This window comes from Klebsiella sp. CN_Kp106 (genome assembly GCF_040064575.1).
Classification (GTDB): domain Bacteria; phylum Pseudomonadota; class Gammaproteobacteria; order Enterobacterales; family Enterobacteriaceae; genus Klebsiella; species Klebsiella michiganensis.
This window is the reverse complement of sequence record NZ_JBEAIG010000051.1, coordinates 25303-49604: the sequence shown is the minus strand read 5'-3', so window position 1 is coordinate 49604 and position 24302 is coordinate 25303. Positions and strand designations below refer to the sequence as shown.

The 24302-nt window shown below is 58.0% G+C and carries 25 protein-coding genes and 1 other annotated feature; of the genes, 8 read left to right on the top strand and 17 right to left on the bottom strand.

The window, feature by feature from the left end; genetic code table 11:
- The first annotated feature begins 13 nt into the window (after positions 1-13).
- From glf to ABLU96_RS16705, 4 genes are all read left to right on the top strand, one after another.
- Positions 14-1168 (top strand): UDP-galactopyranose mutase, encoded by a 1155-nt coding sequence (gene glf, locus ABLU96_RS16720; RefSeq protein WP_004852435.1) that lies wholly within the window; start codon positions 14-16, stop codon positions 1166-1168.
- A complete protein-coding gene (locus tag ABLU96_RS16715) occupies positions 1165-2058 on the top strand; it encodes a glycosyltransferase (protein ID WP_064404570.1) in 894 nt (297 codons plus the stop codon). Before glf ends, ABLU96_RS16715 begins: the two co-directional genes overlap by 4 nt.
- Positions 2059-3204, top strand: coding sequence for a glycosyltransferase family 4 protein (locus ABLU96_RS16710; RefSeq protein WP_025107744.1), 1146 nt, complete (start codon positions 2059-2061; stop codon positions 3202-3204).
- 131 nt (positions 3205-3335) lie between these two features.
- Entirely contained in the window at positions 3336-4655 is a 1320-nt protein-coding gene (locus tag ABLU96_RS16705) for a glycosyltransferase (protein WP_064404572.1), read from the top strand.
- Positions 4656-4738: 83 nt separating this feature from the next.
- On the opposite strand, the gene hisIE is transcribed toward ABLU96_RS16705, so the two are convergent.
- The 9 genes from hisIE to hisL form a co-directional block, all read right to left on the bottom strand.
- Positions 4739-5338, bottom strand: coding sequence for a bifunctional phosphoribosyl-AMP cyclohydrolase/phosphoribosyl-ATP diphosphatase HisIE (gene hisIE, locus ABLU96_RS16700; protein WP_004122447.1), 600 nt, complete (start codon positions 5336-5338; stop codon positions 4739-4741).
- Positions 5332-6108 (bottom strand): imidazole glycerol phosphate synthase subunit HisF, encoded by a 777-nt coding sequence (gene hisF, locus ABLU96_RS16695; RefSeq protein ID WP_064404574.1) that lies wholly within the window; start codon positions 6106-6108, stop codon positions 5332-5334. Before hisF ends, hisIE begins: the two co-directional genes overlap by 7 nt.
- Complete coding sequence (gene hisA / locus ABLU96_RS16690) at positions 6090-6827, bottom strand: 1-(5-phosphoribosyl)-5-[(5-phosphoribosylamino)methylideneamino]imidazole-4-carboxamide isomerase (protein WP_025107742.1); 738 nt, start codon at positions 6825-6827, stop codon at positions 6090-6092. The genes hisF and hisA overlap by 19 nt, the downstream gene beginning before the upstream one ends.
- Entirely contained in the window at positions 6827-7417 is a 591-nt protein-coding gene (gene hisH, locus ABLU96_RS16685) for an imidazole glycerol phosphate synthase subunit HisH (RefSeq protein WP_014230046.1), read from the bottom strand. The genes hisA and hisH overlap by 1 nt, the downstream gene beginning before the upstream one ends.
- Positions 7417-8484, bottom strand: coding sequence for a bifunctional histidinol-phosphatase/imidazoleglycerol-phosphate dehydratase HisB (hisB, locus tag ABLU96_RS16680; RefSeq protein ID WP_064404576.1), 1068 nt, complete (start codon positions 8482-8484; stop codon positions 7417-7419). The genes hisH and hisB overlap by 1 nt, the downstream gene beginning before the upstream one ends.
- Positions 8481-9542, bottom strand: a complete 1062-nt coding sequence (gene hisC / locus ABLU96_RS16675; protein ID WP_014230044.1) for a histidinol-phosphate transaminase — start codon at positions 9540-9542, stop codon at positions 8481-8483. Before hisC ends, hisB begins: the two co-directional genes overlap by 4 nt.
- The gene (hisD, locus tag ABLU96_RS16670; RefSeq protein ID WP_032719822.1) at positions 9539-10843 is read right to left on the bottom strand and encodes a histidinol dehydrogenase; all 1305 of its coding nucleotides are present in this window, start codon (positions 10841-10843) and stop codon (positions 9539-9541) included. The genes hisC and hisD overlap by 4 nt, the downstream gene beginning before the upstream one ends.
- Positions 10844-10882: 39 nt before the next feature.
- Complete coding sequence (gene hisG / locus ABLU96_RS16665) at positions 10883-11782, bottom strand: ATP phosphoribosyltransferase (protein ID WP_032693852.1); 900 nt, start codon at positions 11780-11782, stop codon at positions 10883-10885.
- 47 nt (positions 11783-11829) lie between these two features.
- Positions 11830-11952, bottom strand: a sequence feature (His leader region).
- A complete protein-coding gene (hisL, locus tag ABLU96_RS16660; RefSeq protein WP_009654477.1) occupies positions 11928-11978 on the bottom strand; it encodes a his operon leader peptide in 51 nt (16 codons plus the stop codon). Its footprint overlaps the feature before it by 25 nt.
- 175 nt (positions 11979-12153) lie before the next feature.
- On the opposite strand from hisL, the gene ABLU96_RS16655 reads away from it, so the two are divergent.
- From ABLU96_RS16655 to ABLU96_RS16645, 3 genes are all read left to right on the top strand, one after another.
- Positions 12154-12978, top strand: coding sequence for an SDR family oxidoreductase (locus ABLU96_RS16655; RefSeq protein WP_004852412.1), 825 nt, complete (start codon positions 12154-12156; stop codon positions 12976-12978).
- A 38-nt stretch (positions 12979-13016) separates the two neighbouring features.
- Positions 13017-13907, top strand: a complete 891-nt coding sequence (locus ABLU96_RS16650) for a LysR substrate-binding domain-containing protein (RefSeq protein ID WP_064404579.1) — start codon at positions 13017-13019, stop codon at positions 13905-13907.
- A 287-nt stretch (positions 13908-14194) separates the two neighbouring features.
- The gene (locus tag ABLU96_RS16645) at positions 14195-15553 is read left to right on the top strand and encodes an APC family permease (RefSeq protein ID WP_004103635.1); all 1359 of its coding nucleotides are present in this window, start codon (positions 14195-14197) and stop codon (positions 15551-15553) included.
- Between the two features lie 89 nt (positions 15554-15642).
- Here ABLU96_RS16645 and ABLU96_RS16640 read toward each other — a convergent pair whose 3' ends face one another.
- The 4 genes from ABLU96_RS16640 to nifL all read right to left on the bottom strand — a co-directional run bounded on the left by ABLU96_RS16640 (position 15643) and on the right by nifL (position 20775).
- Positions 15643-16146 (bottom strand): nitrogen fixation protein NifQ, encoded by a 504-nt coding sequence (locus ABLU96_RS16640; RefSeq protein WP_014230039.1) that lies wholly within the window; start codon positions 16144-16146, stop codon positions 15643-15645.
- Positions 16146-17552, bottom strand: coding sequence for a nitrogenase cofactor biosynthesis protein NifB (nifB, locus tag ABLU96_RS16635; RefSeq protein ID WP_064404581.1), 1407 nt, complete (start codon positions 17550-17552; stop codon positions 16146-16148). The genes ABLU96_RS16640 and nifB overlap by 1 nt, the downstream gene beginning before the upstream one ends.
- Positions 17553-17716: 164 nt before the next feature.
- Positions 17717-19291 carry a nif-specific transcriptional activator NifA gene (gene nifA / locus ABLU96_RS16630; RefSeq protein WP_064404584.1) on the bottom strand — a complete coding sequence of 525 codons (1575 nt, stop codon included), beginning with the start codon at positions 19289-19291 and terminating at the stop codon, positions 17717-17719.
- Positions 19288-20775: a nitrogen fixation negative regulator NifL gene (nifL, locus tag ABLU96_RS16625; RefSeq protein ID WP_025107736.1), complete on the bottom strand. Its 1488-nt coding sequence runs from the start codon at positions 20773-20775 to the stop codon at positions 19288-19290. The genes nifA and nifL overlap by 4 nt, the downstream gene beginning before the upstream one ends.
- A gap of 321 nt (positions 20776-21096) precedes the next feature.
- Between nifL and ABLU96_RS16620 the strand changes: the two genes are divergently transcribed.
- Positions 21097-21627 carry a flavodoxin gene (locus tag ABLU96_RS16620; RefSeq protein ID WP_025107735.1) on the top strand — a complete coding sequence of 177 codons (531 nt, stop codon included), beginning with the start codon at positions 21097-21099 and terminating at the stop codon, positions 21625-21627.
- Between the two features lie 22 nt (positions 21628-21649).
- On the opposite strand, the gene nifM is transcribed toward ABLU96_RS16620, so the two are convergent.
- Genes nifM through nifV form a run of 4 tightly spaced genes read right to left on the bottom strand, consistent with a single transcriptional unit; the run spans position 21650 to position 24292 of the window.
- Positions 21650-22450 carry a nitrogen fixation protein NifM gene (nifM, locus tag ABLU96_RS16615; RefSeq protein WP_046877505.1) on the bottom strand — a complete coding sequence of 267 codons (801 nt, stop codon included), beginning with the start codon at positions 22448-22450 and terminating at the stop codon, positions 21650-21652.
- Positions 22447-22893, bottom strand: coding sequence for a nitrogen fixation protein NifZ (locus ABLU96_RS16610; protein ID WP_046877504.1), 447 nt, complete (start codon positions 22891-22893; stop codon positions 22447-22449). Before ABLU96_RS16610 ends, nifM begins: the two co-directional genes overlap by 4 nt.
- The gene (locus ABLU96_RS16605) at positions 22890-23150 is read right to left on the bottom strand and encodes a nitrogenase-stabilizing/protective protein NifW (protein ID WP_014230032.1); all 261 of its coding nucleotides are present in this window, start codon (positions 23148-23150) and stop codon (positions 22890-22892) included. The genes ABLU96_RS16610 and ABLU96_RS16605 overlap by 4 nt, the downstream gene beginning before the upstream one ends.
- Positions 23150-24292, bottom strand: coding sequence for a homocitrate synthase (gene nifV / locus ABLU96_RS16600; RefSeq protein WP_032693846.1), 1143 nt, complete (start codon positions 24290-24292; stop codon positions 23150-23152). The genes ABLU96_RS16605 and nifV overlap by 1 nt, the downstream gene beginning before the upstream one ends.
- Positions 24293-24302: the final 10 nt, after the last annotated feature.

The following is a 24302-nucleotide window of genomic DNA, read 5'->3' as shown; positions in this document are numbered from 1 at the left end:
CTGGAGTTATATTATGAACAGTAAAAATATTCTCATCGTCGGAGCGGGTTTTTCCGGTGTGGTTATCGCACGCCAGCTCGCTGAACAAGGTCATCACATCAGAATTATTGACCAGCGTGACCACATAGGCGGTAACTCCTATGATGCGCGCGATCCGCAAACTGACGTTATGGTTCACGTTTATGGCCCGCATATCTTTCACACCGATAATGAAACAGTGTGGAACTATGTGACTCAGCACGCTGAAATGATGCCGTATGTGAACCGTGTCAAAGCAACGGTTAATGGCCAGGTGTTCTCTCTGCCGATCAACCTGCATACCATCAACCAGTTTTTTGCGAAGACCTGTTCGCCAGATGAGGCCCGGGCGCTGATTGCCGAAAAAGGGGACAGTTCGATCCTGGAACCGAAGACCTTTGAAGAACAGGCTCTGCGTTTTATCGGCAAAGAGCTCTATGAGGCGTTCTTCAAGGGCTATACCATCAAGCAGTGGGGGATGGAGCCTTCGCAGCTTCCTGCGTCGATTCTTAAGCGTCTGCCGGTTCGTTTTAACTACGATGATAATTACTTTAACCACAGATTTCAGGGCATGCCGAAACTGGGTTATACGAAAATGATTGAGTCAATCGCCAATCATGAAAATATTACCATCGAACTTCAGCAATCATTTAACGCTGAAGAGAGAGAACAGTACGATCACGTGTTCTATAGCGGGCCGCTGGATGCTTTTTATTCCTATCAATATGGTCGACTGGGCTATCGTACTCTGGATTTTGAAAAATTCACCTGGCAGGGCGATTATCAGGGCTGCGCGGTAATGAATTACTGCTCGCTGGATGTTCCTTATACCCGTATCACTGAACATAAGTACTTTTCGCCCTGGGAATCCCATGAGGGATCGGTCTGTTACAAGGAATACAGCCGCGAATGTGGCGAAAAGGATATCCCTTATTATCCGATTCGTCAGATGGGGGAGATGGCTTTACTCGATAAATATTTGTCCCTCGCGGAAAATGAAAAGAATATGACGTTTGTTGGCCGCCTTGGAACCTATCGATATCTGGATATGGATGTCACTATCGCTGAAGCATTAAATACAGCCGATAAGTACTTGTCCTCCCTTAGCAGTAATGAGTCTATGCCAGTATTTACGGTTTCTGTGCGATGAATTGCTCCGCATTAATAGTCACGTATAATCGTTTAGAGAAGTTAAAGCTGACTATTGCCAACACGGTGAAATTAAATTTTACAGCGATCGTTGTTGTCAATAACGGGTCCACGGATGGAACCCAGGCCTGGTTAGCCACCCTTAGCGACCCGCGAGTGATTGTTCTTAATCTGCCATCCAACAGCGGTGGCGCGGGTGGCTTTAAGGCCGGGAGTCAATATTTATGCGACAACGTCGATAGCGACTGGGTTTTCTTTTACGATGATGACGCCTGGCCCGAGAGCGATGCGCTGGAAAAATTTGCCCAGCTAGAAAAGGCTAACTGTCGGGTGTTCACCGCTTTGGTCAAGGATCTTCAGGGGCAACCCTGTCCGATGAACATGCCTTTTGCCAAAGTTCCGTCGTCGTTTATGGACACATTACGCTACATCAGAAATCCTGCGGAGTTTCTTCCGTCGGTTTCCCGGGCGTGTGCGGTACAGACGGTTTCCTTTGTCGGTATGATTATTCAACGAGATGTGCTGCAAAAGCGTCTCCACAGTATTCACGACGAGTTATTTTTATATTTTGACGATCTCTATTTTGGCTATCAGCTGACATTAGATGGCGAAGCTATTCGCTATTCTCCCGAGGTCATCTTTACCCATGATGTGAGTATCCAGGGGAAATGTATTGTTCCCGAATGGAAGGTTTATTATCTTTGTCGAAATCTTATTTTGGCGAAGAGAATTTTTCCGCGAGTTGCCATTTTTAGCCGTCTCTCAATCCTTTTACGGTTGATTAAATATGTATCAATATTGCCATGGCAACGCAATAAATTGTTATATTTTAAATGCTTGCGTCGTGGAATTATCCATGGTGTAAAAGGAATCAGCGGTAAGAATCATTAAGTGGATATAGCAATGAAAAAACTGTGTTATTTCATAAACTCGGATTGGTATTTTGATTTGCACTGGATTGATCGTGCGATCGCCGCCCGAGATGCTGGTTATGAGATTCACATCATCAGTCATTTTGTCGACGGTAAAGTGCTGAATAAATTTAAAACATTCGGTTTTAAGTGTCATAATGTTCCACTTGATGCTCAATCATTTAATGCATTAACTTTCTTTCGGGCCTTTTTTGCCTCCCGAAAGCTCATTAAAGAAATTAATCCCGATCTTTTACACTGTATCACTATTAAACCCTGTCTGATCGGTGGGCTCCTGTCCAGGACAAACAACCGTCCCGTCATCGTGAGTTTTGTCGGTCTGGGCCGTGTATTTTCAGGTGATACGGGTTTGCTTAAGCTATTGCGCAATATCACCATCATGGCCTACAAATATATTGCCAGTAATAAGCGCAGTATATTTATGTTTGAGCACGATAAAGATCGTAAAAAACTGGCGGGTTTTGTCGGGATTGACTATCAGCAGACTATTGTCATCGATGGCGCGGGTATCAATCCGGAGATCTATAAATATTCTCTGGAGCAGGAGCGTGACGTTCCGGTTGTGCTGTTTGCCAGCAGAATGCTCTGGAGTAAAGGGCTCGGGGATTTAATTGAAGCCAAGAAAATCCTCGAAGCAAGAAATATTCATTTTACGCTAAACGTCGCCGGGATACTCGTTGAAAACGATAAGGATGCTATATCCCTTGCGGTGATCCAGCAATGGCATAAAGAAGGCCTGATTAACTGGTTGGGTCACAGCTCTAACGTTTGCGACTTGATCGAGGAGTCGAACATTGTGGCATTACCTTCGATCTATTCCGAAGGCGTGCCGCGTATTCTGCTTGAGGCTTCCTCGGTTGGCCGGGCCTGCATTGCCTACGATGTTGGCGGCTGCGATAGCCTGATCATTAATAACGATAACGGCATTATCGTGAAAAGTAACTCTCCGCAGGAGCTGGCCGATAAGCTTGAATTCTTGTTAGCCAATCCCAAAGCACGAGTAGAGATGGGTATCAAAGGACGGCAACGCGTTCAGGATAAGTTTTCTAGCGGTATGATCATTAGCAAGACCTTAAAGACTTATCATGATGTGGTTCAGGGATGATGTAACGCAAGAGATTACAGCTTCATGTAAATCAAACACCTCCGAAGCGGTTACATTTTAAGCTATGTAACTGCTCAGCAAACGCATGATGAGTTTAATGATTGCGTGCCTCTTATTTTGAAGGTGATTGAATGTCTGATGAATCAAGTAACGTTATTGTATCCGTTATTATCCCTGTCCATAACGCCGCGGAGTATATTGCTGAGACGCTTACTACGGTGTTAGCCCAGTCTTTAAAAGAGATTGAGATTATCCTTGTTAACGATAGCTCAACGGATAATACTCTGGATATTGTCACTAAAATAGCCAGTGAAGATTCGCGAGTCCGGGTTATCACCAACCCGAGCAACGTTGGTGGCGGCGAATCGCGAAATATTGGCCTACGTGTAGCGACCGGCGAATACATCATTTTCCTCGACGATGACGATTACGCCGATAAAGAGATGTTAAAGAGAATGTCCGACCGGGCTACGGCCCTGCAAACGGATGTTGTTATCTGCCGGTGCCAGTCAATCGATCTGCAAACCAATACCCGTTCTCCCATGCCTTTGTCGGCGCGTGAGGATTTACTGCCTGAAAAAGAGGTCTTCTCTTCACGGGAAATTGCTGACGATTTTTTCAGAGCCTTTATATGGTGGCCATGGGATAAGCTCTTCAGACGCGAGGCTATCCTGGCAATGGGCCTGGAGTTTCAACCGCTGAGAACCACAAACGACCTGTACTTTGTGAGTTGTTTCATGCTGTTAGCAAATCGCATCTCTCTGGTTGATGAGATCTTAATCTCTCATACTATCCACCGCGCTGAGTCGCTTTCCTCCACCAGAGAAAATTCGTGGCACTGCGCGCTGCAGGCATTAACTTCGCTACGTTTGTTTATGCAAGATCGTGATTTACTGGCGTCCAGAAGTCGTGATTTTAATAATTACGCCGTTGTTTTTCTTGAGTGGCATCTCAATACGATTTCTGGCGGTACGTTTAGCCCGTTGTTTAATGAAGTAAAGTCGTTCATCTTATCTTTAGAAATCGATCGTGATGACTTTTATGATGACTTTATCAAAGCTGCGTATGGCCGGATCGTTAATCAGTCAGCGGAAGAGTATATTTTTTCTCTGAAAGACAGAGCGTTACGCGAGCTTGAACATTCACAAATGATGAACTCAACGCTGCAGGAAGAAATGACTTCTCTTAAACAGTCGACGGTATCTCAGCGAAGTGAAATTGATGTTCTGAAGGCGCAGGTTAGCGATAAAACCACCATTATCCACGAGCTTGAACAGCGGAATACGCGTTTAAAGGAAGAGTATCAAACTCAACAACAGAAATTGCTCAGCATTGAAAATGCGTACCATGAGCTGACTCAGCGCTATACAGATTTAGTCTCATCTTTGTCATGGAAAATGACGAAACCATTGAGGCTAGTTAAAGAAATAACCGCACGAAAAAAGTCATGACGTCGATAAACCGGTGATATCAACCAGCGCGCTGGCGATGTTGATATTGCAAGGGAGGCGTCATGCCGCCTCCCTTTGATCACTTACTTATGCCTGCTCCGCAGGTTTTCCACCACATCCGTTAAATTCAGCCCCTGATCCTGCAGCAGCACCAGCAGGTGATACATCAAATCCGACGCTTCATTCTTCAGTTCGAACTGGTCATGCACCGTCGCGGCCAGCGCGGTCTCAACGCCTTCTTCCCCCACCTTCTGCGCAATACGTTTGGTGCCGCTGGCGTACAGCTTCGCGGTATAGGAGCTCTCCGGATCGGCGTGTTTGCGTTCCGCCAGCAGCTGCTCCAGCTGATATAAGAACAGCCACTGATGGCCGGTTTCGCCAAAGCAGCTTGAGGTGCCTTTATGGCAGGTTGGGCCAATCGGATTAACCAGCGCCAGCAGGGTATCGTTATCGCAATCCGGGGTGATGCTCACCACGTTGAGGAAATTGCCCGACGTTTCCCCCTTGGTCCACAGACGCTGTTTGGTCCGCGAATAAAAGGTCACCTTGCCGGTCTCTTCGGTTTTCGCCAGCGCATCCTGATTCATATAGCCCAGCATCAGCACTTCACCAGAAACGGCGTGCTGCACGATGACCGGCATCAGACCGTCGGTTTTTTGCCAATCCAGCTGTTCACTTAACATATCCTAATCTCCACGCCCTGTGCTGCCAGGTACGTTTTCAGTTCACCAATATTAATAATTTGCTTGTGGAACACCGAGGCGGCCAGCGCGCCGTCGACGTTAGCGTCGCGGAAGGCTTCCAGGAAGTGCTCCATGGTGCCCGCGCCGCCGGATGCAATCAGCGGCACGTGGCACACGGCGCGGACCTTGCTTAACTGCGCCAGATCGTAGCCGTTACGCACGCCGTCCTGGTTCATCATATTGAGGACGATCTCGCCGGCCCCGCGCTTTTGCACTTCCTGCACCCAGTCCAGGGTTTCCCACTGAGTCACCCGCGTCCGGCTCTCATCGCCGGTATACTGGTTGACGTGATACTTACCGCTCGCGGCGTCAAACCAGGTATCGATGCCCACCACAATACACTGCACGCCGAAACGGTCGGCCAGGCGGGTAATCAGCGTCGGATCCGCCAGGGCAGGGGAGTTGATGGAGATTTTATCCGCGCCGAAGGAGAGAATTTGCGCCGCATCGTCCAGCGACTTAATGCCGCCGGCGACGCAGAACGGAATGTCGATCACTTCCGCGACCCGCGACACCCAGCTTTTGTCCACCACGCGGCCGTCGCTGGAGGCGGTGATATCGTAGAACACCAGCTCATCCGCGCCTTCGTCGGCATAGCGTTTTGCCAGCGGGACGATATCACCGATGATTTCGTGATTACGGAACTGCACGCCTTTCACTACCTGGCCGTCGCGAACGTCGAGACAGGGGATTATCCGTTTTGCCAGCATTGAATGGCCTCCGTTACGTTAAATTTACCTTCCAGCAGCGCCCGGCCGACAATCACCCCGCGCACTCCGGTTCCGCGCAGCGCGGCGATATCATGCAGATCGCCAATGCCGCCGGAAGACTGAAACGCGACCTGCGGATAGCGGGCGCAGACTTCTTCATACAGCGAGACGTTAGATCCGGCCAGCGTCCCGTCGCGGGAAATATCGGTGCACAGCACGTGCTGCAGGCCGACGGACTGATAGCTCTCCACCAGCTCCTCCAGGGTTACGCCGGAGTTCTCCTGCCAGCCGCTGACCGCCACCTGCTTGCTGCCTTCCGCGTCAATCCGCACGTCAAGCGCCAGCACCAGATGCTGCGGGCCAAAACGCGTAAACCAGCCTTTCACCACTTCCGGCGACTTCACCGCCGTCGAACCCACCACCACGCGCGCCACGCCTGCATCAAGCAGGGCGGCCACGTCTTCTTCCGTCCGCACGCCGCCGCCAACCTGCACCGGGACGTTCACGCCGGCAACCAGCGTTTTCAGCAGCGGGATCTGGCGCTTCGCCGGATCTTTCGCCCCGGTCAGGTCGACCAGGTGCAGCACTTCGGCCCCCTGGGCGGCATAGGATTGCAGGCGCGGCAGCGGGTCGTTACCGTAGTCGCGCTGCTGAGCGTAATCGCCCTGATGGAGACGGACGACCGTGCCGTCAATTAAATCTAAAGCAGGAATGATCATCACATCTCCAGGAAGTTTTTCAGCAGCTGCGCCCCGGCGCTGCCGGAGCGTTCAGGGTGGAACTGGACGCCAAAGAAGTTATCTTTCTGCACCGCCGCGGTGAAGGCCTCGCCGTAGCTGCACTGGGCGATGGTATTGACGTTGACCGGCATCGCGTAGCTGTGGACGAAGTAAAAATACGCCCCGTCTTCAATGCCGCGAAACAGACGATCGCCCGCTTTGGCATATACCCGGTTCCAGCCCATATGCGGTAGCGGCAGGCCGTGGTCGGTCATTTTCGGCACGTCCTGGTCGATAATGCCCAGCAGGTCAACGCCGTTATTCTCCTCGCTGCGTTTTCCCAGCAGCTGCATGCCGAGGCAAATGCCCAGCACCGGCTGGGTACAGGCTTTAATCAGCTCGATCAAATCGCGCTCGCGCAGCTGGTCCATCGCCGCCTGAGCCGTGCCCACTCCCGGCAGAAACAGTTTATCGGCGCGCAGCACCACATCCGGGTCGCGGCTGACCTGCGGCTCGTAGCCGTGGCGGCTCACCGCGGATTTCACCGAATTGAGGTTGGCGCAGCCGGTATCGAGGATCACCACGTTCATCAGAGTACCCCTTTCGAAGACGGCAGCGTGTCGCCCTGGACGCGAATCGCCTGGCGTAGCGTGCGGCCGAAGGCCTTAAACAGGCTCTCTACGCGGTGGTGGTCGTTTTTGCCCTTGGTTTTCAGGTGCAGAGTGACCGCCATGGTATAGGAGAGCGAGCGGAAGAAGTGTTCCACCATCTCGGTGCTCAGATCGCCAACGCGCTGATAGGTAAAGTCGGCTTTGTATTCGAGGTGCGGACGGCCGGAGATATCCAGCGCGCAGCGGGCCAGGCATTCGTCCATCGGCAGCACAAAGCCGAAACGGCCGATACCGCGCTTGTCGCCGAGGGCCAGCTTCAGCGCTTCGCCCAGCGCGAGCCCGGTATCTTCCACGGTGTGGTGATCGTCGATATAAAGATCGCCGCCGACGTTAATCTCCAGGCGGAAGCCGCCGTGGGTGGCGATTTGGTCAAGCATATGATCGAAGAAGCCGACGCCGGTGGAAATTTTGCTGCCGCCTTCGCGGTCCAGCCACACTTTCACATCCACCTGGGTCTCTTTGGTGATGCGCTCAACGTGGGCGTAGCGGTCGTGGCGGGTTAGCTGTTCGCAAATGGTCGGCCAGTCCAGCTTTTCGCGGTCATAGCGCAGGCCGGTAATGCCCATGTTATCCGCCAGCTGGATATCGGTCGCGCGGTCGCCAATCACGTAGCTGTTGGCGGTGTCCATCAGCCCTTGCTCCAGCCACGGCAGCACCAGTTTGGTTTTCGGCTTGCGGCAGTCGCAGTTATCCGCCGGGAGATGCGGACAAATCAGCACCTCGTCAAAGTTGACGCCCTGCGAGGAGAATATCTGCATCATCAGGTTGTGCGGGCCGTCGAACTCGTCCTGCGGCAGGCTGGCGGTTCCCAGCCCGTCCTGATTGGTGATCATCACCAGCCTGTACCCTTCCTGCTGCAGCTTCAGCAGGGCCGGGATCACCTGCGGCTCGAACGCCAGCTTATCGAAGCGGTCTACCTGAAAATCAACCGGTGGCTCGGAAATCAGCGTACCGTCACGGTCAATAAAGAGAAACTTCTGGGTCATACATTCTCCGCAGTCAAAGCGTCAATGACGCGCTGGCTCTCTGCACGGGTACCGATAGTGATACGCAAACAGCCGCTTAATGAAGGTTGTTTATTCTGGTCACGTAAGATAATGCCCTGATCCCACAAAGATTTAAATACCGCGCTGGAGGCGGTGATCCGCGCCAGAACGTAGTTGCTCTCGGAATCGAACACCTCTTCAACGCAGGCAATGCTGCGCAGCTGGCTGACCAGATAATCGCGTTCGCCGAGGATCTGCGCCACGCGCGCCCGCATGGCGGCAATGCCTTCCGCGCTGAGCGCCTGGGCGGCGATGTCGGCGACCGGCGTCGAGAGCGGATAAGGTGCGATAACCTTCATCAGCACGTTAATCACCTCGGCGTTGGCGAGGGTAAAGCCGCAGCGCAGTCCGGCCAGGGCGAAGGCCTTGGAGAGGGTACGCAGAATCACCAGGTGCGGATACTCGTTGAGCCAGGTCGCCAGCGTGGCCTGCGGGCAGAACTCAATATAGGCCTCATCCGCGACCACGATAGCTTTACCGCGCGCCATCTCCAGCAGGGTGCGAAAATCTTTCGGGTTGATAATCTGCCCGGTCGGGTTATTCGGGCTGCAGACGAACACCACTTTCACGCCGTCAAGATTGGCCGCGATGCCCGGCAGATCCAGCTGCCAGTCGGCGAGGGTGGGCACCGTACGGCAGGTCACGCCGATGGTTTCGGCGCTGACGCTGTACATGCCGTAGGTCGGCGGGCAGTAGAGCACCGCATCCTGGCCCGGCTCGCAGAAGGCGCGGATCAGCAGTTCAATGCCTTCATCGGCGCCGCGGCTGACCAACACCTGCTCCGGCTTGACGCCCGCATACTGCGCGTAGCGTTCAATGACCGCTTTCGGCTGCGGTTCCGGATAGCGGTTCATCGTCTGCTCGGTCAGCTGAAACGCGACCGCGGTCGGGAATTCGTTGGCGTTCAGCCAGACGTCGCCTTTACCGCCCAGACGGCGAGCAGATTGATAAGGCGTCAGCGCGCGGACGTTGGCGCGGGCTAAATCTTCGATGCTCATGCTTGCTCCTTAAGGGCTGCGACGCGCAGCGTAACGGCGTTTTTGTGGGCGTCCAGACGCTCGGCGGCGGCCAGAATCTCAATCGTTGAGGCGAGGGCGGCAAACCCGTCGCGCGACAGCTCCTGCACGGTCATACGTTTCTGAAAATCCGCCAGGCCGAGGCTGGAGCAGGTGGCGGTGTAGCCGTAGGTCGGCAGCACGTGGTTGGTGCCGGAGGCGTAATCGCCGGCGGACTCCGGCGACCAGTCGCCGAGAAATACCGAACCGGCGCTGGTAATGCCGTCGACCAGTTCGCGGGCGTTGCGGGTCTGAATAATCAGGTGCTCCGGACCGTACTGGTTGGAAATCTCCACGCACTGGGCGATATCGCGAGCCACGATGATGCGGCTGGCGGAGAGCGCCCCGCGGGCCGTTTCCGCACGGGACAGCGCGGCCAGCTGGCGCTCAACGGCTTGCGCGACGCGGGTGGCCATCTCGCTATCCGGCGTCAGCAGGATCACCTGCGAATCCGGGCCGTGCTCCGCCTGGGAAAGCAGGTCAGAGGCGACGAAATCCGGGGTGGCACCGCTGTCGGCGATCACCAGCACTTCCGACGGCCCGGCGGGCATATCGATAGCCGCGCCGTCAAGACGCTGGCTGACCTGGCGCTTGGCTTCGGTCACGAAGGCGTTGCCCGGGCCAAAGATTTTATCGACCTTCGCTACCGATTCGGTGCCGAACGCCAGGGCGGCAATCGCCTGCGCGCCGCCGACGTTAAAGATATTGCGCACGCCGCACAGCTGGGCGGCATAGAGGATTTCATCGGCAATCGGCGGCGGCGAGCACAGCACCACCTGCTGGCAGCCCGCGATGCGCGCCGGCGTGGCGAGCATCAGCACCGTGGAGAACAGCGGCGCCGAGCCGCCGGGAATATATAAGCCGACGGAGGCGATAGGGCGGGTCACCTGCTGGCAGCGTACGCCCGGCAGGGTTTCCACATCGACGGCCTGCAGCCGCTGCGCGTTGTGGAAGGTTTCGATATTTTTGACCGCCACGGCCATCGCCTGCTTGAGCTCGTCGCTCAGGCGCGCGCCGGCGGCGGCAATCTCTTCGTCGCTGACCTTCAGCGCCTTGACGTCGGTTTTATCGAACTTCGCGCCGTATTCGCGCAGGGCCGCATCGCCGTTGTCTTTAACGTTATTCAGGATCTCCGACACCGTCTTGCTGATGCTCTCGGAGGCGGAAATGGCCGGGCGCGTTAAGAGCTGTTGCTGTTGTTCTGCGCTACAGCCGTTCCAGTCGATAATTGTGTTGAAGCTCATGGTTGTTTCCCCTGTTTATCCCGTGACCGACCCGCCGGTTTACTCCATCATCTTCTCAATCGGCAGGACCAGAATGGAGCTGGCGCCTAGCGCTTTCAGTTTTTCCATGGTTTCCCAGAACAGGGTTTCGCTGCTCACCATGTGCATCGCCACGCGCTGCTTGTCGCCGGCCAGCGGCAGAATGGTCGGGCGCTCGGCGCCGGGCAGCAGGGCGACCACTTCTTCCAGGCGCTCGGTCGGCGCGTGCATCATGATGTATTTTGATTCGCGGGCCTGAATCACCCCCTGAATACGGGTCAGCAGGCGGTCGATCAGCTGCTGTTTGCTATCGGCCATCTCGCCGTCGCGCTGGATCAGGCAGGCTTTGGAGCGGAACATCACTTCCACTTCGCGCAGGCCGTTCGCTTCGAGAGTCGCGCCGGTTGATACCAGGTCGCAAATCGCGTCGGCCAGACCGGCGCGCGGAGCCACTTCAACCGAGCCGTTCAGCAGGCAGGATTTGAACGAGATCCCTTTCTGGTCAAGGTAGCGCTTCAGCAGGTGCGGGTAGGAGGTGGCGATGCGTTTGCCGTTAAGCGCCGCCGGGCCGTCCCAGGGTTCATCCGCCGGGGTCGCCAGCGACAGGCGGCAGCCGCCGAAGTCGAGACGGCGCAGGGTGAAATAGCGCGGGTCTTCGCCCTGAGCGCGGCGGCTCAGCAGCTCTTCCTCCAGCACGTTTTCGCCGATAATCCCCAAATCGACCACGCCGTCCATGATAAGGCCCGGAATATCGTCATCACGCACGCGCAGAATATCGATGGGCATATTTTCCGCCAGCGCGATCAGGCGCTGGGTGTGCAGATTCACTTTGATGCCGCAGCGGCTGAGTAATTCGCGTGAATCTTCGCTTAAACGCCCTGATTTCTGAATAGCTATGCGTAAACGGCTGTTGTCTAACATTCTTATTTTCCTCTGTAACCCTGTCTGAATCTGTCCGAATTCGGTCCAAAAAAAAGCCCCCGGAAGTGAATCTTCCGGGGGCTCTCTTTGCGTTCATGCACCACTGGAAGATCCAAACGTCTTCCAGCACACATCGCCTGAAAGACTAGTCAGGATGATGGTGATGATGGTGGTTTTTAAATTGAACGCTGTTCATAAAATTCTCTGTGAATGACTATGCATTTGATGCCTTTTAACCTAAACCACTTCACTCGCATAAAGCAAGGGCTTTTTTCTATCATTAATTGATTTCATATTGACCTTAGAAATTGTCAGCTGCCGCCGGCTGGCGTAGCCTTAAGTCAGCACAGCGAAAATTCAGGAGCAAGGGGATGAAAAAGGTCGCAATTGTAGGTTTAGGATGGCTGGGTATGCCGCTTGCGCTGTCGTTGATGTCGCGGGGATGGCAGGTGACCGGCAGTAAGACCACGCAGGATGGCGTCGAGGCGGCGCGGATGTGCGGCATCGATGGCTATCCGCTGCGTCTGGAGCCGCAGCTGGTCTGCGACACCGAAGATCTGGATGCCTTAATGAACGTTGACGCGCTGGTGATTACCTTACCGGCGCGGCGAACCGGACCGGGAGAGGACTTTTATCTTCAGGCGGTACAGGAGATCGTCGATACCGCGCTGGCGCATCACGTGCCGCGCATCATATTCACCAGCTCAACGTCGGTTTACGGCAACGCCAGCGGCACGCTGAAAGAGAACTCGCCCCGTAACCCGCAAACCGCCAGCGGGCGGGTGCTGAAAGAGCTGGAGGACTGGCTGCATAACCTTCCCGGCACCTCGGTGGACATTCTGCGCCTCGCCGGTCTGGTGGGGCCGTCCCGTCATCCGGGGCGCTTTTTTGCCGGAAAATCCGCGCCGGACGGCCAGCACGGCGTCAATCTGGTGCATCTTCAGGATGTGATTGCCGCGATCGAACTGTTACTGCAGGCTCCGAAAGGCGGGCGCATCTATAATATATGTGCGCCTAAGCATCCCGCGCGCGGCGTCTTTTATCCGCAGATGGCCCGCGAGCTTGGGCTTCCCGTCCCCGTATTCTCTGATAACCCGGAGAACGGTAGCGGTAAGATCGTAGATGGCAGCCGTATTTGCAACGAACTGGGGTTTGAGTACCAGTACCCCGACCCGCTGGTCATGCCGATGGAGTAATGCGCCAGCGGTGAATCGCGTACCGTAAGGGGGTAGCGATGAAACCACTGCTGGATGTGCTCGTCATTCTTGATGCCCTCGACAAAGAGGGCAGTTTTGCCGCCGCCTCGGCGAAGCTCTATAAAACGCCGTCGGCGCTGAGCTACACCATTCATAAGCTGGAAAGCGATCTCAATATTCAACTGCTTGACCGCAGCGGCCACCGGGCGCGCTTTACCCGTACCGGGCAGATGCTGCTGGAAAAGGGGCGCGACGTGCTGCACACCGCCCGCGAACTGGAAAAGCAGGCCGTCAGGCTGCAGCAGGGCTGGGAAAATGCGCTGATACTCAACGTCGACGCCACCTTTCCGTTCCCGCTGTTGGCTCCCGCGATCGCGGCGTTTTATCACCAGCATCACGCCACCCGCCTTGAATTCCGCCGCGATATCCCGGGCGCAAACTGGCAGATGCTGATGGAAGGGCGGGCGGATCTTCTGCTCGGCGTGCTGGGCGACCCGCCGGCGCTCAGCGGCTGCGGCTCTGTTCTGCTGGGAGAGGTGGCGCAGGCGTTTGTTGTTGCGCCCCGGCATCCGCTTGCGCAGATTGCCGGCCCGCTGGGCTGGCGGACGTTGCGCCGTCATCGGGCGATTGTGGCCGACAGCGCGTGGCCGCAGATTGACGCTCAGGATAGCCTGGCGGTATTCGATCTTTCCGCCCGGCTGACGCTGCTGTGCGCCGGACTGGGATGGGGCTATTTGCCGCTATTTCAGGTACAGCCTTTCATCGCCCGCGGCGAGCTACAAATATTAAAAACGACGGTGCCTGAACCGGTCAATCGCGCGTGGATAGGCTGGAATGAAGATATTTGCGGGCAGGCGGGCGAGTGGTGGCGAAAGGAGATATTAGCAAATAGTGCTATCCATCAGGTCTATAATACTAAAATCGTATGAATATTAATCTGTTAGAGAATCGCCGTAATTATTAAGCCTTGTAACATCTTGTCATCGTGCCAGCAGTTGTTGCAAAATACGCGTCCTGAAAATCAGAAACTGGCCGACGCTTTTTTAAAGTGTCGGTTATTTTTTTGGTTGAAAGACACATCATTCAATACCAAGAGGCCGGGCTTCGTACCGGATAGATATTTACTAAAAACCGACAGTGGTTGTCGCTGAGGAATACAAAGAAATGGGGCAATTTTTTGCTTACGCGCTGGCGTTCACCGTAAAAGGGGATAACTATGTCGCATAACGCTACTCCAAAAACCTCTCGCGTGGAATTACGTAAAACGCTTACGTTGATTCCGGTTGTCATGATGGGCCTGGCCTATATGCAGCCGATGACGCTGTTCGATACGTTTGGTATCGTCTCTGGATTGACTGATGGTCACGTTGCGACGGCTTACGCCTTCGCGCTGATCGCCATTCTTTTCACGGCGCTGAGCTACGGTAAACTGGTTCGCCGTTTCCCGTCGGCGGGTTCCGCTTATACCTACGCGCAGAAATCCATTAGCCCGGCCGTTGGCTTTATGGTTGGCTGGTCATCGCTGCTGGACTACCTGTTCATGCCGATGATCAACATTCTGCTGGCGAAAATTTACTTTGAAGCGCTGGTGCCTTCTATTCCATCGTGGATCTTCGTTGTCGCGCTGGTGGCCTTTATGACCATCTCCAACCTGCGCAGCATCAAGACCGTGGCGAACTTCAACACCCTGATCGTTATCCTGCAGATGGGCATCGTGGCGGTGATTGTTGGCCTGATTATCTACGGCGTTATGCACGGCGAAGGCGCGGGCACGCTGACCAGCACCCGTCCGTTCTGGTCTGAAGGCGCGCACGTGGTGCCGATGATTACCGGCGCGACCATCCTGTGCTTCTCGTTCCTCGGCTTCGACGGTATCTCTTCGCTGTCTGAAGAGACCAAAGACGCAGAGCGCGTGATCCCGAAGGCTATCTTCCTGACCGCGCTGATTGGCGGCCTGATCTTTATCGGCGCTTCCTACTTCCTGCAGCTGTACTTCCCGGATATCTCGCGCTTTAAGGATCCGGACGCATCGCAGCCTGAAATCATGCTGTACGTGGCGGGCAAAACCTTCCAGTGGGGCGTGCTGATTTTCTCCAGCGTCACCGTACTGGCGTCCGGCATGGCCGCGCACGCGGGCGTTTCCCGTCTGATGTACGTGATGGGCCGCGACGGCGTGTTCCCGACGCGCTTCTTCGGCTACGTGCATCCGAAATGGCGGACTCCGGCGTGGAACGTACTGCTGGTCGGCGCGATTGCGCTGCTGGCGATTAAATTCGACCTCGTCACGGCGACGGCGCTGATTAACTTCGGCGCGCTGGTGGCGTTCACCTTCGTTAACCTGTCGGTGATCTCCCAGTTCTGGATCCGTGAAAAGCGCAACAAAACGCTGAAAGACCACTTCAACTATCTGGTTCTGCCGGTGTGCGGCGCGCTGACCGTTGGCGCACTGTGGATCAATCTGGAAGAGAGCTCCATGGTTCTCGGCCTGATCTGGGGCGGTATTGGTCTGGTCTACCTGGCCTGCGTGACCAAAAGCTTCCGCAACCCGGTACCGCAGTACGAAGACGTTGCCTGATCGCGTTTGGTGATGTGAAAAGCCGGAGGGAGACCTCCGGCTTTTTTGTTTCTGGCGTTCCGCAGGCCGGGCAGGAGCTCGGGTAACCGCTACTCAAAGCAGGCGCTGCGCTCCCGGCACTCGTCGCAGCTTGGCGACCGGCAGATAACTTCCCCCTGCTGGAGCAAACAGCGCTGACGGTAAAAGAACTTTTTCCAGCGCATATTGTGTTCGTTCATCGCCACCAGCTGCGGAAAGCAGTCGATCATCAGCAGGCGCAGTTCGGCGCGCGACGCAAGGCCCAGATCCTGCCAGAGATGGTTAAACGCCAGCGAAACCTCGGCGATAATCTGCGCCATCGGCCCGGCCTCCTGCTGCATCCAGCCCGCCAGCCACGCGCCCAGCTGCTGGCGCTCCTCTTCGCGGGTAGCGTTGAGTTCGCTCATCAGGCGGCGGCGGGTTAGCGCCTCGCCGTCCAGCGGCGTCTCCGCCTCGCCCAGGCGTCGCCGCAGCGCCTGCCAGTCGCGCGGGCTAAGCCCCATGCGCAGCGGAAAGCTGCCTTTCCCCGCGTGGTACAGCAGCCATAAGCGCCGCAGCCAGTCGAGCGGCGGCATCAGGCGACCCCCTTATGCGGCAGCGCGGCAGGCCAGCTCCCCCGGCGCTGCTGCCACCACGCGGGCAGCACTTCGGAGACCGGCCGCCACGCGCCGTCAACGCACGGTTCAATGCCTTCCTGTTCCAGCATTTGCCACGGCGTATGGCCGATACGCACGCAGAATACGGCTTTAACGTCCGCCAGCAGTTCGAGGATCGCCGCGAACCGGGCCGCGTTATCCTGCGGCTCGCACTCTTCGCGCCCCTGACAATATTTAGGCGTAAACCGTTCGTTGACCAGCACCATGCCGGCGGCCGAGAGGCTGTAGATAGAGAACCGGTCGGTGTGGCCAAAGTGGCAATCAATCACGTCCCCGCGGCTTGACGCCACGGCGACCAGGCAGGCGTCATCGGCTTCAGATTCGCCGCGGGTGGCAATGCTGGCGTGCAGCTGCGCGCGCTGGTGGAGGATCGGCAGCCAGGCCGGGAGGCTCTCCGGGGCCGGAAGCTGGGTAAACTGCTGGCTGCGGTCTTCGCCAAGCATCCCGATGGCGTCGGCGCGGCACTGGCGGCAGTGGGTCATCTGCGGCATCACTTCTCCGCACCGGCTGCGGGTGGCGGCGAGCGTCTCTGCGTCCGGCTCCGGCTGGCCGTTGAGGCCAAACACCGTGCCGTGCTCCGGCCTGGCGATCAGCGGCATAATATTATGGATAAACGCGCCGCTGGCCCGCAGCGCGCGGCTCACGTCGGCCATGCCGCTATCGTTGATGCCGGGGATCAGCACCGAATTTATTTTCACCAGCACGCCCTGGGCGGTCAGCCTGCGCACGCCCTCCAGCTGACGAGCAATCAGAATCTCTCCCGCTTCGCGTCCGCTGTAGCGCTCGCCGTCCAGCCATAGCCAGGCGTAGATTTGCGCGGCAATCTCCGCGTCGAGGGTATTAATGGTGACCGTGACGTGGTCAACCCCGACGTCCAGCAGGCGGTCCACCGCGTCGGGCAGCATCAGCCCGTTGGTCGACAGGCATAACTTCAGGTCCGGCAGCTGTTCGCGGATCAGCTCCAGGGTACGGAAGGTGCGGGCGATATTGGCGAGCGGATCGCCGGGGCCGGCGATGCCGACCACCGAAAGCTGCGGGATCGCCTGTGCGACCTGACGCACTTTGACGACCGCCTGTTCAGGCGTGAGCAGCGTTGACGATACGCCGGGGCGGGACTCATTGCTGCAATCGAATTTGCGATTACAGTAATTGCACTGCAAATTGCAGGCGGGCGCGACGGGCAGATGCATCCGCGCGAAACGGTGATGCCCATTACGAGAGTAGCAGGGGTGCGCGGCAGCTTTATCGGCCACAAGCGGCGTCAGGGCGCTGTCATCCGCCGGGCGGCAGGCTGGGCCGCCAGAAAAAGAGGAGCAGGAAGTCATGGTCATACCTTTGTGGTTGGGCGATACCTTCCTGCTGCAAATGCTATACCAGAGGGATTTTTTACAACCCTATGAAAAATAAACGCTTTAACTGACGGCCGGCCAGGTAAAATTGTCGTAATTCCGCCGCGCTGGCGACAATGTCCTGAATCTCACATAACGCTTCACAGCCGCGGCATGGTGATATCCATGATCTGAATACGATACGCCACCTGACGCGGCGTCATCCCGAGCAGCCGCGCCGCTTTGGCCTGCACCCAGCCCGCTTTCTCCAGGGCGGCGATCAGCCGCTGGCGCTCGTCGAGGCTGTTGTCGAGCCAGCCGTCTTCCGTCTGGCCGCCGTTGGGCAGCGCTTTCGGCGGGTTATCGCGATGGTTGAACAGAATCACGTCCCGGTCGATCAGGCCGCTTTCCGACATCACCGCCGAACGTTCGAGACAGTTTTCCAGTTCGCGGACGTTTCCCGGCCAGCTGTACTCCATCAGCAGGCGAATTGCCCCATCGCTGATGCGCAGCGTTCGCCCCTGGCTGTGGGCGATTTTACGTACCAGAAAATGCGCCAGTTCGGCGATATCCTCCTGGCGCTCGCGCAGCGGCGGCAGCGCGATAGGCATTACGTTCAGGCGGTAGTAAAGGTCTTCACGGAAATGCCCCAGCCGCACCTCCTCTTCCAGATGGCGGTTGGTCGCCGCGATGATGCGTACGTTGACGCGCAGGGTTTCATCGCCGCCGACGCGCTCCATCTCTCCTTCTTGCAGAATTCGCAGCAGCTTGGCCTGAAACGAGGCGCTGCTTTCACCGATTTCATCCAGGAATAGGGTGCCGCCGTCCGCCAGCTCAAAGCGGCCTTTCCGCTGGCGCACCGCGCCGGTAAACGCGCCTTTCTCATGGCCGAACAGCTCGCTCTCCAGCAGATTGTCCGGCAGCGCCGCGCAGTTAAATTTGACGAATGCGGAGGCGGCGCGCGGGGAATTATGATGAATGGCGTTGGCGATCAGCTCTTTCCCGGTGCCGCTCTCGCCGCGCACCAGCACCGTGGTATCCCAGCGGGAGACCTGACGGATAATGTCCATAATCTGCCGCATCGCCGGGCTTTTGCCGACCATATTCTCCAGGCCGAAACCGCGTGAAGGGGTACAGGCGCGCGGGCGCTCAACTCGGGGGCTCTGCTGCGGCGGCTGCGCGGCGGAGGTCGGCAGAATCATCAGGCGAATCGTCTGGGCCACCAGATTGGCGACGGTTTCGAGAAAGCGCGTGCAGGCGGGTAGCCGCTCTTCCTGACGCGCCATCGGCTGCGCCGCCAGTACGCCGATGGGCCGGGAATGAGGGCCCATCAGCGGAACGGCGATAAACGGCAGGTCGTAGTCGTACAGGCTCAGACGATCGAGAAAGCGCTGGTCATCGGCGACGCGCGGCAGCACCAGCGACTGGCCCTGCGCCAGCACGGTACCGACCAGTCCTTCCCCCGGCCGGTAGCGAATTTGCGTACTGCCGGGCAGCGTCTGGTTTTCCGTTTGCTGCAGCGCTTCGATGCTCAGGATCTCCTGCTGGCTGTCGTACAGGCAAATCATCCCATGCTGCATAAACGCATCGTTATGTAAAACGCTCAGCACCTCCTGCAGGGTTTTGCTCGCTTCGGTGGCGCGGCTCAGCACCACGCTTATCCGCTGCATGGCGGTAAACTGTTGGGAGAGATCGAAGCGCCTGACGGTGGTGTCCGAATCGGATTTATGGATCATTGCTCACCTCCGGTCAGGGTATCAAAGAGCGGGAAGCGCAGAACCAGGCTGGTGCCTCCCTGCGGGCGCGAAGCCAGTTCAATCGCGCCGCGATGGTAGGCGACCAGCGTTTGGATCAGCCGCAGCTCCATCCCTTTGCCGGGAGAGTTTAAGGCATCGGGTGAGTGGGCGTAGCGCACCTGCAGCAGCGGTACATTGTCGTTGAGATACAGCGAGAGCCAGCCCTCGTCCTCTTCGGCATAAAGCTCGATCTCCAGCGGTACCGAGGGCAGCTCAGCGGCGAGGGCCAGCGTCCGATCGAGCCATAAACTTAAGCAGGCCAGCATCTGGGTACGCTGGCCGAAGCCGACGAGATGCGGCGATGCCATGTCAACCCGCAGCCGCGCGCGGTCGTCAAAGCGGGTGCGGTAGAGGGCGTACAGGTCGTCAAAGAAGGGCTGAAGCGGCCAGACGGCGCTGCTTTCCAGCTCGAGAGAAGGGCGGCAGCGCTGCAGTCGCGCCATGGCCTCTTCGCCTTCACGCCACGCCGCGTCTAGCGCCACGTTGCCGCTGCCTTCGCCGTTCAGCCGACGGGCCGCCGCTAGCATATTGATCGGGCAATTAAGCTGAATCAGCGCCGCGTCCAGCGACTCGCGAATGGCGGCCAGCAGCTTTCCGGCGGTCATCTGCTGCTTCAGACGGTCGAGACGGCCCTGCTCCTGCTGCTGGCGCTGCTGGGTGCAGTCGGCGATCACCACCAGCGTGCGCGCCGGGGCGCTGTCGACAAAATAGCGGCTGGCTTCTTCGCTTACGCCGGGCAGCCCCCAGCACGTCACCGACAGCCAGCGCACCGCGCCGCGAACCACCACCGGCAGGATTTGCTCCGCGCCGGGCCCCATTTTGCGCGGTGAAATCTGGAGCTCGACCAGCAGCTCTTTTCCGCCGCAGTCCGCGCAGTACGTTTTGTAGGCGAGATTATCCATCACCACCCGATCCTGCTCATCCACCACGACCACGGCGGCGGGGATGTTGTTGAGCACCGCCTCCATCAGCGTCATATGATTGCGCAGGCGCTGTTCCAGGGTATAGCTGACGCTGATATCCCGCTGCATCGCCAGATAATGCTCCAGCTCGCCCTGGGGATTCAGCACCGGCGTGATGTCGATATCCACCAGATACAGGCCGCCGTCGCGGCGCTGATTAATCAGCTGGCCGCGCCACGGCTGGCGCTGAAGCAGGGTTTGCCACATCTGCTGGTAGATTTCTCGCGGCGTCTGGCTGCTGGCCAGCAGGCGCGGGTTTTGATTGAGCAATTGCGCCAGCGAATATCCGCTCTGGCGGCAAAACGCCGGGTTGGCGTAGATAATATTCGCCCGGGCGTCGGTGAGGGAAATGGCTACCGATGCCTGTTCGACCATCGTAAAAAATAGCCCCGGATGTTGTTGAGTCAGCGCACCGGCAATCGCCTCGGGTACGGCGTTATCGAGCATCATATTCAGGGTCATCGCAAACTCCTGTGTCGCAGTTATGACAATTTGTCCGACACCGTGACGAGAACGCCGCGGCGTTTGTCGAATTTCGATAACCATGCAAAGCGTGCGCCCTTATCGGCGAGATAAGCAGAAACATTGATCCGGTAGGGGAAAACCCAGCGCTTTTTTCATTTTAAGCGGCCCGCCGGCCCCGCTGCGGGCGGCGGGCGGGCGCGGAAGCGATCGTTTTGGGGCAGGGGTGAGCCGCGATAGTGCAAAGAAACCTGGCACAGCCTTCGCAATACCTCTGCGAGAACGCGTGTTTTCAATCCCCCTTTCCGACAGGAGCGCAATATGGCGAACATTGGTATTTTCTTTGGCACCGATACCGGTAAAACCCGCAAAATCGCGAAAATGATCCACAAACAGCTGGGCGAGCTGGCGGATGCCCCGGTCAACATTAACCGCACGACGCTGGACGACTTTATGGCCTATCCGGTGCTGCTGCTGGGCACGCCGACGCTCGGCGACGGCCAGCTGCCGGGGCTTGAGGCCGGATGCGAAGGCGAATCATGGAGCGAATTCATCAGCGGCCTCGACGACGCCAGCCTGAGCGGGAAAACCGTGGCTCTGTTCGGCCTCGGCGACCAGAAAGGCTACCCGGACAACTTCGTTAGCGGGATGCGTCCGCTGTACGACGCTCTGCGCGCGCGCGGCGCGCAGATAATCGGCAGCTGGCCAAATGAGGGCTATGAATTCAGCGCCTCTGCGGCGCTGGAGGGCGAACGCTTTATTGGGCTGGTACTGGATCAGGATAACCAGTTCGACCAGACCGAAGCGCGTCTGGCGAGCTGGCTTGAGGAGATTAAACGCGCGGTGCTGTAGGCGTTAACGGGTAGCCGCGAGGCTACCCGCACAGGCCCGGCTGACGGGAGATCGTTTGTTCCAGCCACTGGCGCTGATGGCGCTGCTGGCTCTGCTGCCAAAGATAATCGCGCGCACTCTCCAGCGCCTGCTGCGGCTCCATGGGCGCGGCGGGACGAATTGCTTCACACCATAAAAGATGCCACCCCAGCTCGCTGGCGACGGGGAGGCTCAGGGCGTTTTCCGCCAGTGAAAACAGCGCCGTCTCGAGCTGGGGATAGAGCAGCCCGCGGCTAATCCAGCCCAGACGGCCCTCTTCCAGGGCGCTTGGGCAGTGGGAATGGCGGCGAGCCAGCGGAGCAAACGCGTCCCGGGAGGCGTTGATTTGCCGATACAGGCCGAGGATCCGCTGATGTACGGCTTCGCGGTCGCCATCGACCGTCAGCAGCAGGTGGCGGGTCAGACGCTGCTCCGGGCGCATAAACTGCGTCTGGTGGCGCAGGTACCAGGCCTGCACCGTGGAGAGATCCGGCTGCGGCGCCTGGCGGGCGATATCGGTAAAGCCGACCTCCAGTCGGGCGTGATGCAGCACGATGGCTGCGCGCTCCGGCGGCGTAAATTCCCCCTCGTCGAGCCAGACGGCAAGGGAGGCGGCGATATTCTCCAGCAGCGCCGCCGGAATATCGCTTTCCGGGACCCGCGCGACGATCGCCTGCTCCATGCGGCACTGACGTTGCCAGGCCTGTTCAAAAGCCTGCGTATCGTCCGGCTCCAGGGCCGTCGGGTCGCTATTCCAGCGGCTGCGCGCCAGCCGCTGCCGGGCAAAACGTTGCCATGGGTTCATTCTTCTCTCTCCTCTATAAGGGTGATGGCCCGCGCCGGAACCCTGAACCAGCGGCCGCTAAAGTCCACGGTGTAGCTGTCGCCGGTCTCTCCGCGATCGGTCGCCTCGATGCGTCCCCGCTGGCCGACGGCCACGACGACTTCGCCGTTGACCGCGAGCGCCATCTGGCAGGCGACGTTATCACCGTATTGCAAGTTTCCGGCCAGCCACGGCTGGGTGATGGGGATCAGCTCCTGTTCGCGGCAGCCGATGATCCGATCGCTCTCCGGAAAGTGGATCTGGTAGATAATTTGATCCTGCAAAAAAACGCCCCAGTCGCGCACAAAGCCGGTGCTGCCGCGCCTGACCAGCAGCGCGCCGGGGGCGAAGCCCGCCACGGTGCCGTCGTTACGAATCGCGCGTACGACGCGGACCTCTTCGCTAAAGGTGAATTTCGGTCTCATGTTCCGCTCTCCTGAAACTGTTGCTGATAGCTCTCCGCAAGCAGTCGTCGCGCCAGCAGCCAGTGAGCGCGGGCGTTTTCCTCCAGCCGGTTTTGCAGCGGCACCTCGGCGCGCAGTTTGCGGTGAAAGGTTGCCAGCACCGGCAGGCAGCAGCGGCCAAGCAGCTCGGGCTGATAGGGGACGGCGAAAAACTGGAAAAAGGATTCGGCGGAGCGAAGTTCGTCCACGCCGGGAATTTGATAAAACCACTCCATCATTACCCCCTCGCCCGCAGGGCGGATTCACCGCACAGCTCGTCGTAGATAGCCACCAGCTCATAATCTTTCGGGCTGCGCTTCCAGTTCTCGGCGAAGCGGCGGATGGCGGGCAGCAGCTGGTTAATTTGCGCGGCGTTAAGGTGATAGCCCATCTGGTCAAATACGCCGTTGACCGCCTGACGCCCGGAGTGTTTACCCAGCACCAGCCGGTAGCTGCGGCCCATCAGGGAAGGGGCGATCGACTGATAGCTCTCGCTGTCGCGCAGCAGCGCCGCCACGTGGACCCCTGATTCATGGGTAAACACCAGCTCGCCGACCAGCGGCTGCTGCGGGTCGATGGCGCGCTGGGCGGCTTCGGCGACCCTCTGACAGAGCGCGGGCAGCGCTGGAAAATGCACGCCGGTCTTCACGCCGAGGCAGCGCTCCAGGCCCAGCGCGACGGTTTCCAGCGCCGCGTTGCCCGCCCGCTCGCCGAGGCCGAGGATCGTCGTATTCACGCTGGTGGCCCCGGCGCTTACCGCCGCTAGCGTATTGGCGGTGGCCATACCCAGGTCGTTGTGGGCGTGCATTTCGATTTCCCCGGACCAGACTTCGCGCAGGGCCGAGATTTGCGCCGCGGTAGTGAGGGGGTCGAGCAGGCCGACCGTATCGGCATAGCGCAGGCGGGCGGCGCCGCACTGCTGCGCGACCTCGGCGATAGCGCGCAGGGCCTGGACGCCGGCGCGCGAGGCGTCCTCGCAGCCGATGCATACCCGCAGACCGAGCGTATGCGCAAGGCGGATAAACATCGCCAGCCGCTCCAGCAGCACCGTCAGCGGCTCGCGCAGTTTGTACTGCCGCAGCTTATCTGAAGCCGGAATCGAAATATCCACCCAGTCAACGCCCAGATCGGCGCTCTGGCGGATTTCCAGCGCGTTCATCCGGCACCAGGTCATCAGCGTCGCGTCGGGCAGCTGACGACGCACCAGCTGGATCCGCGCGATCTCCTCGTCCCCCATCGCCGGGGTGCCGACCTCCATCGCCGTAATCCCTGCGGCATAAAGCGCCTCGGCAATGGCGACCTTTTCGCTGGTGCGAAAGGCGACGCCGGGGCTCTGTTCGCCGTCGCGCAGGGTGGTATCGTTAATCAGCACGCGTCCCATCAGCCACCTC

What these genes read in the sequence shown, in the direction of transcription:
- nifM (WP_046877505.1), bottom strand. Translation starts at nt 22,450, where the DNA reads ATGAACCCATGGCAACGTTTTGCCCGGCAGCGGCTGGCGCGCAGCCGC.
- nifL (WP_025107736.1), bottom strand. Translation starts at nt 20,775, where the DNA reads ATGACCCTGAATATGATGCTCGATAACGCCGTACCCGAGGCGATTGCC.
- hisD (WP_032719822.1), bottom strand. Translation starts at nt 10,843, where the DNA reads ATGAGCTTCAACACAATTATCGACTGGAACGGCTGTAGCGCAGAACAA.
- nifV (WP_032693846.1), bottom strand. Translation starts at nt 24,292, where the DNA reads ATGGGACGCGTGCTGATTAACGATACCACCCTGCGCGACGGCGAACAG.
- hisA (WP_025107742.1), bottom strand. Translation starts at nt 6,827, where the DNA reads ATGATCATTCCTGCTTTAGATTTAATTGACGGCACGGTCGTCCGTCTC.
- hisC (WP_014230044.1), bottom strand. Translation starts at nt 9,542, where the DNA reads ATGAGCATCGAAGATTTAGCCCGCGCCAACGTCCGCGCGCTGACGCCT.
- ABLU96_RS16645 (WP_004103635.1), top strand. Translation starts at nt 14,195, where the DNA reads ATGTCGCATAACGCTACTCCAAAAACCTCTCGCGTGGAATTACGTAAA.
- hisIE (WP_004122447.1), bottom strand. Translation starts at nt 5,338, where the DNA reads ATGTTAAGTGAACAGCTGGATTGGCAAAAAACCGACGGTCTGATGCCG.
- glf (WP_004852435.1), top strand. Translation starts at nt 14, where the DNA reads ATGAACAGTAAAAATATTCTCATCGTCGGAGCGGGTTTTTCCGGTGTG.
- hisG (WP_032693852.1), bottom strand. Translation starts at nt 11,782, where the DNA reads ATGTTAGACAACAGCCGTTTACGCATAGCTATTCAGAAATCAGGGCGT.
- ABLU96_RS16620 (WP_025107735.1), top strand. Translation starts at nt 21,097, where the DNA reads ATGGCGAACATTGGTATTTTCTTTGGCACCGATACCGGTAAAACCCGC.
- ABLU96_RS16640 (WP_014230039.1), bottom strand. Translation starts at nt 16,146, where the DNA reads ATGCCGCCGCTCGACTGGCTGCGGCGCTTATGGCTGCTGTACCACGCG.
- ABLU96_RS16605 (WP_014230032.1), bottom strand. Translation starts at nt 23,150, where the DNA reads ATGATGGAGTGGTTTTATCAAATTCCCGGCGTGGACGAACTTCGCTCC.
- ABLU96_RS16650 (WP_064404579.1), top strand. Translation starts at nt 13,017, where the DNA reads ATGAAACCACTGCTGGATGTGCTCGTCATTCTTGATGCCCTCGACAAA.
- nifB (WP_064404581.1), bottom strand. Translation starts at nt 17,552, where the DNA reads ATGACTTCCTGCTCCTCTTTTTCTGGCGGCCCAGCCTGCCGCCCGGCG.
- ABLU96_RS16705 (WP_064404572.1), top strand. Translation starts at nt 3,336, where the DNA reads ATGTCTGATGAATCAAGTAACGTTATTGTATCCGTTATTATCCCTGTC.
- hisB (WP_064404576.1), bottom strand. Translation starts at nt 8,484, where the DNA reads ATGACCCAGAAGTTTCTCTTTATTGACCGTGACGGTACGCTGATTTCC.
- nifA (WP_064404584.1), bottom strand. Translation starts at nt 19,291, where the DNA reads ATGATCCATAAATCCGATTCGGACACCACCGTCAGGCGCTTCGATCTC.
- ABLU96_RS16655 (WP_004852412.1), top strand. Translation starts at nt 12,154, where the DNA reads ATGAAAAAGGTCGCAATTGTAGGTTTAGGATGGCTGGGTATGCCGCTT.
- ABLU96_RS16715 (WP_064404570.1), top strand. Translation starts at nt 1,165, where the DNA reads ATGAATTGCTCCGCATTAATAGTCACGTATAATCGTTTAGAGAAGTTA.
- ABLU96_RS16610 (WP_046877504.1), bottom strand. Translation starts at nt 22,893, where the DNA reads ATGAGACCGAAATTCACCTTTAGCGAAGAGGTCCGCGTCGTACGCGCG.
- hisH (WP_014230046.1), bottom strand. Translation starts at nt 7,417, where the DNA reads ATGAACGTGGTGATCCTCGATACCGGCTGCGCCAACCTCAATTCGGTG.
- hisF (WP_064404574.1), bottom strand. Translation starts at nt 6,108, where the DNA reads ATGCTGGCAAAACGGATAATCCCCTGTCTCGACGTTCGCGACGGCCAG.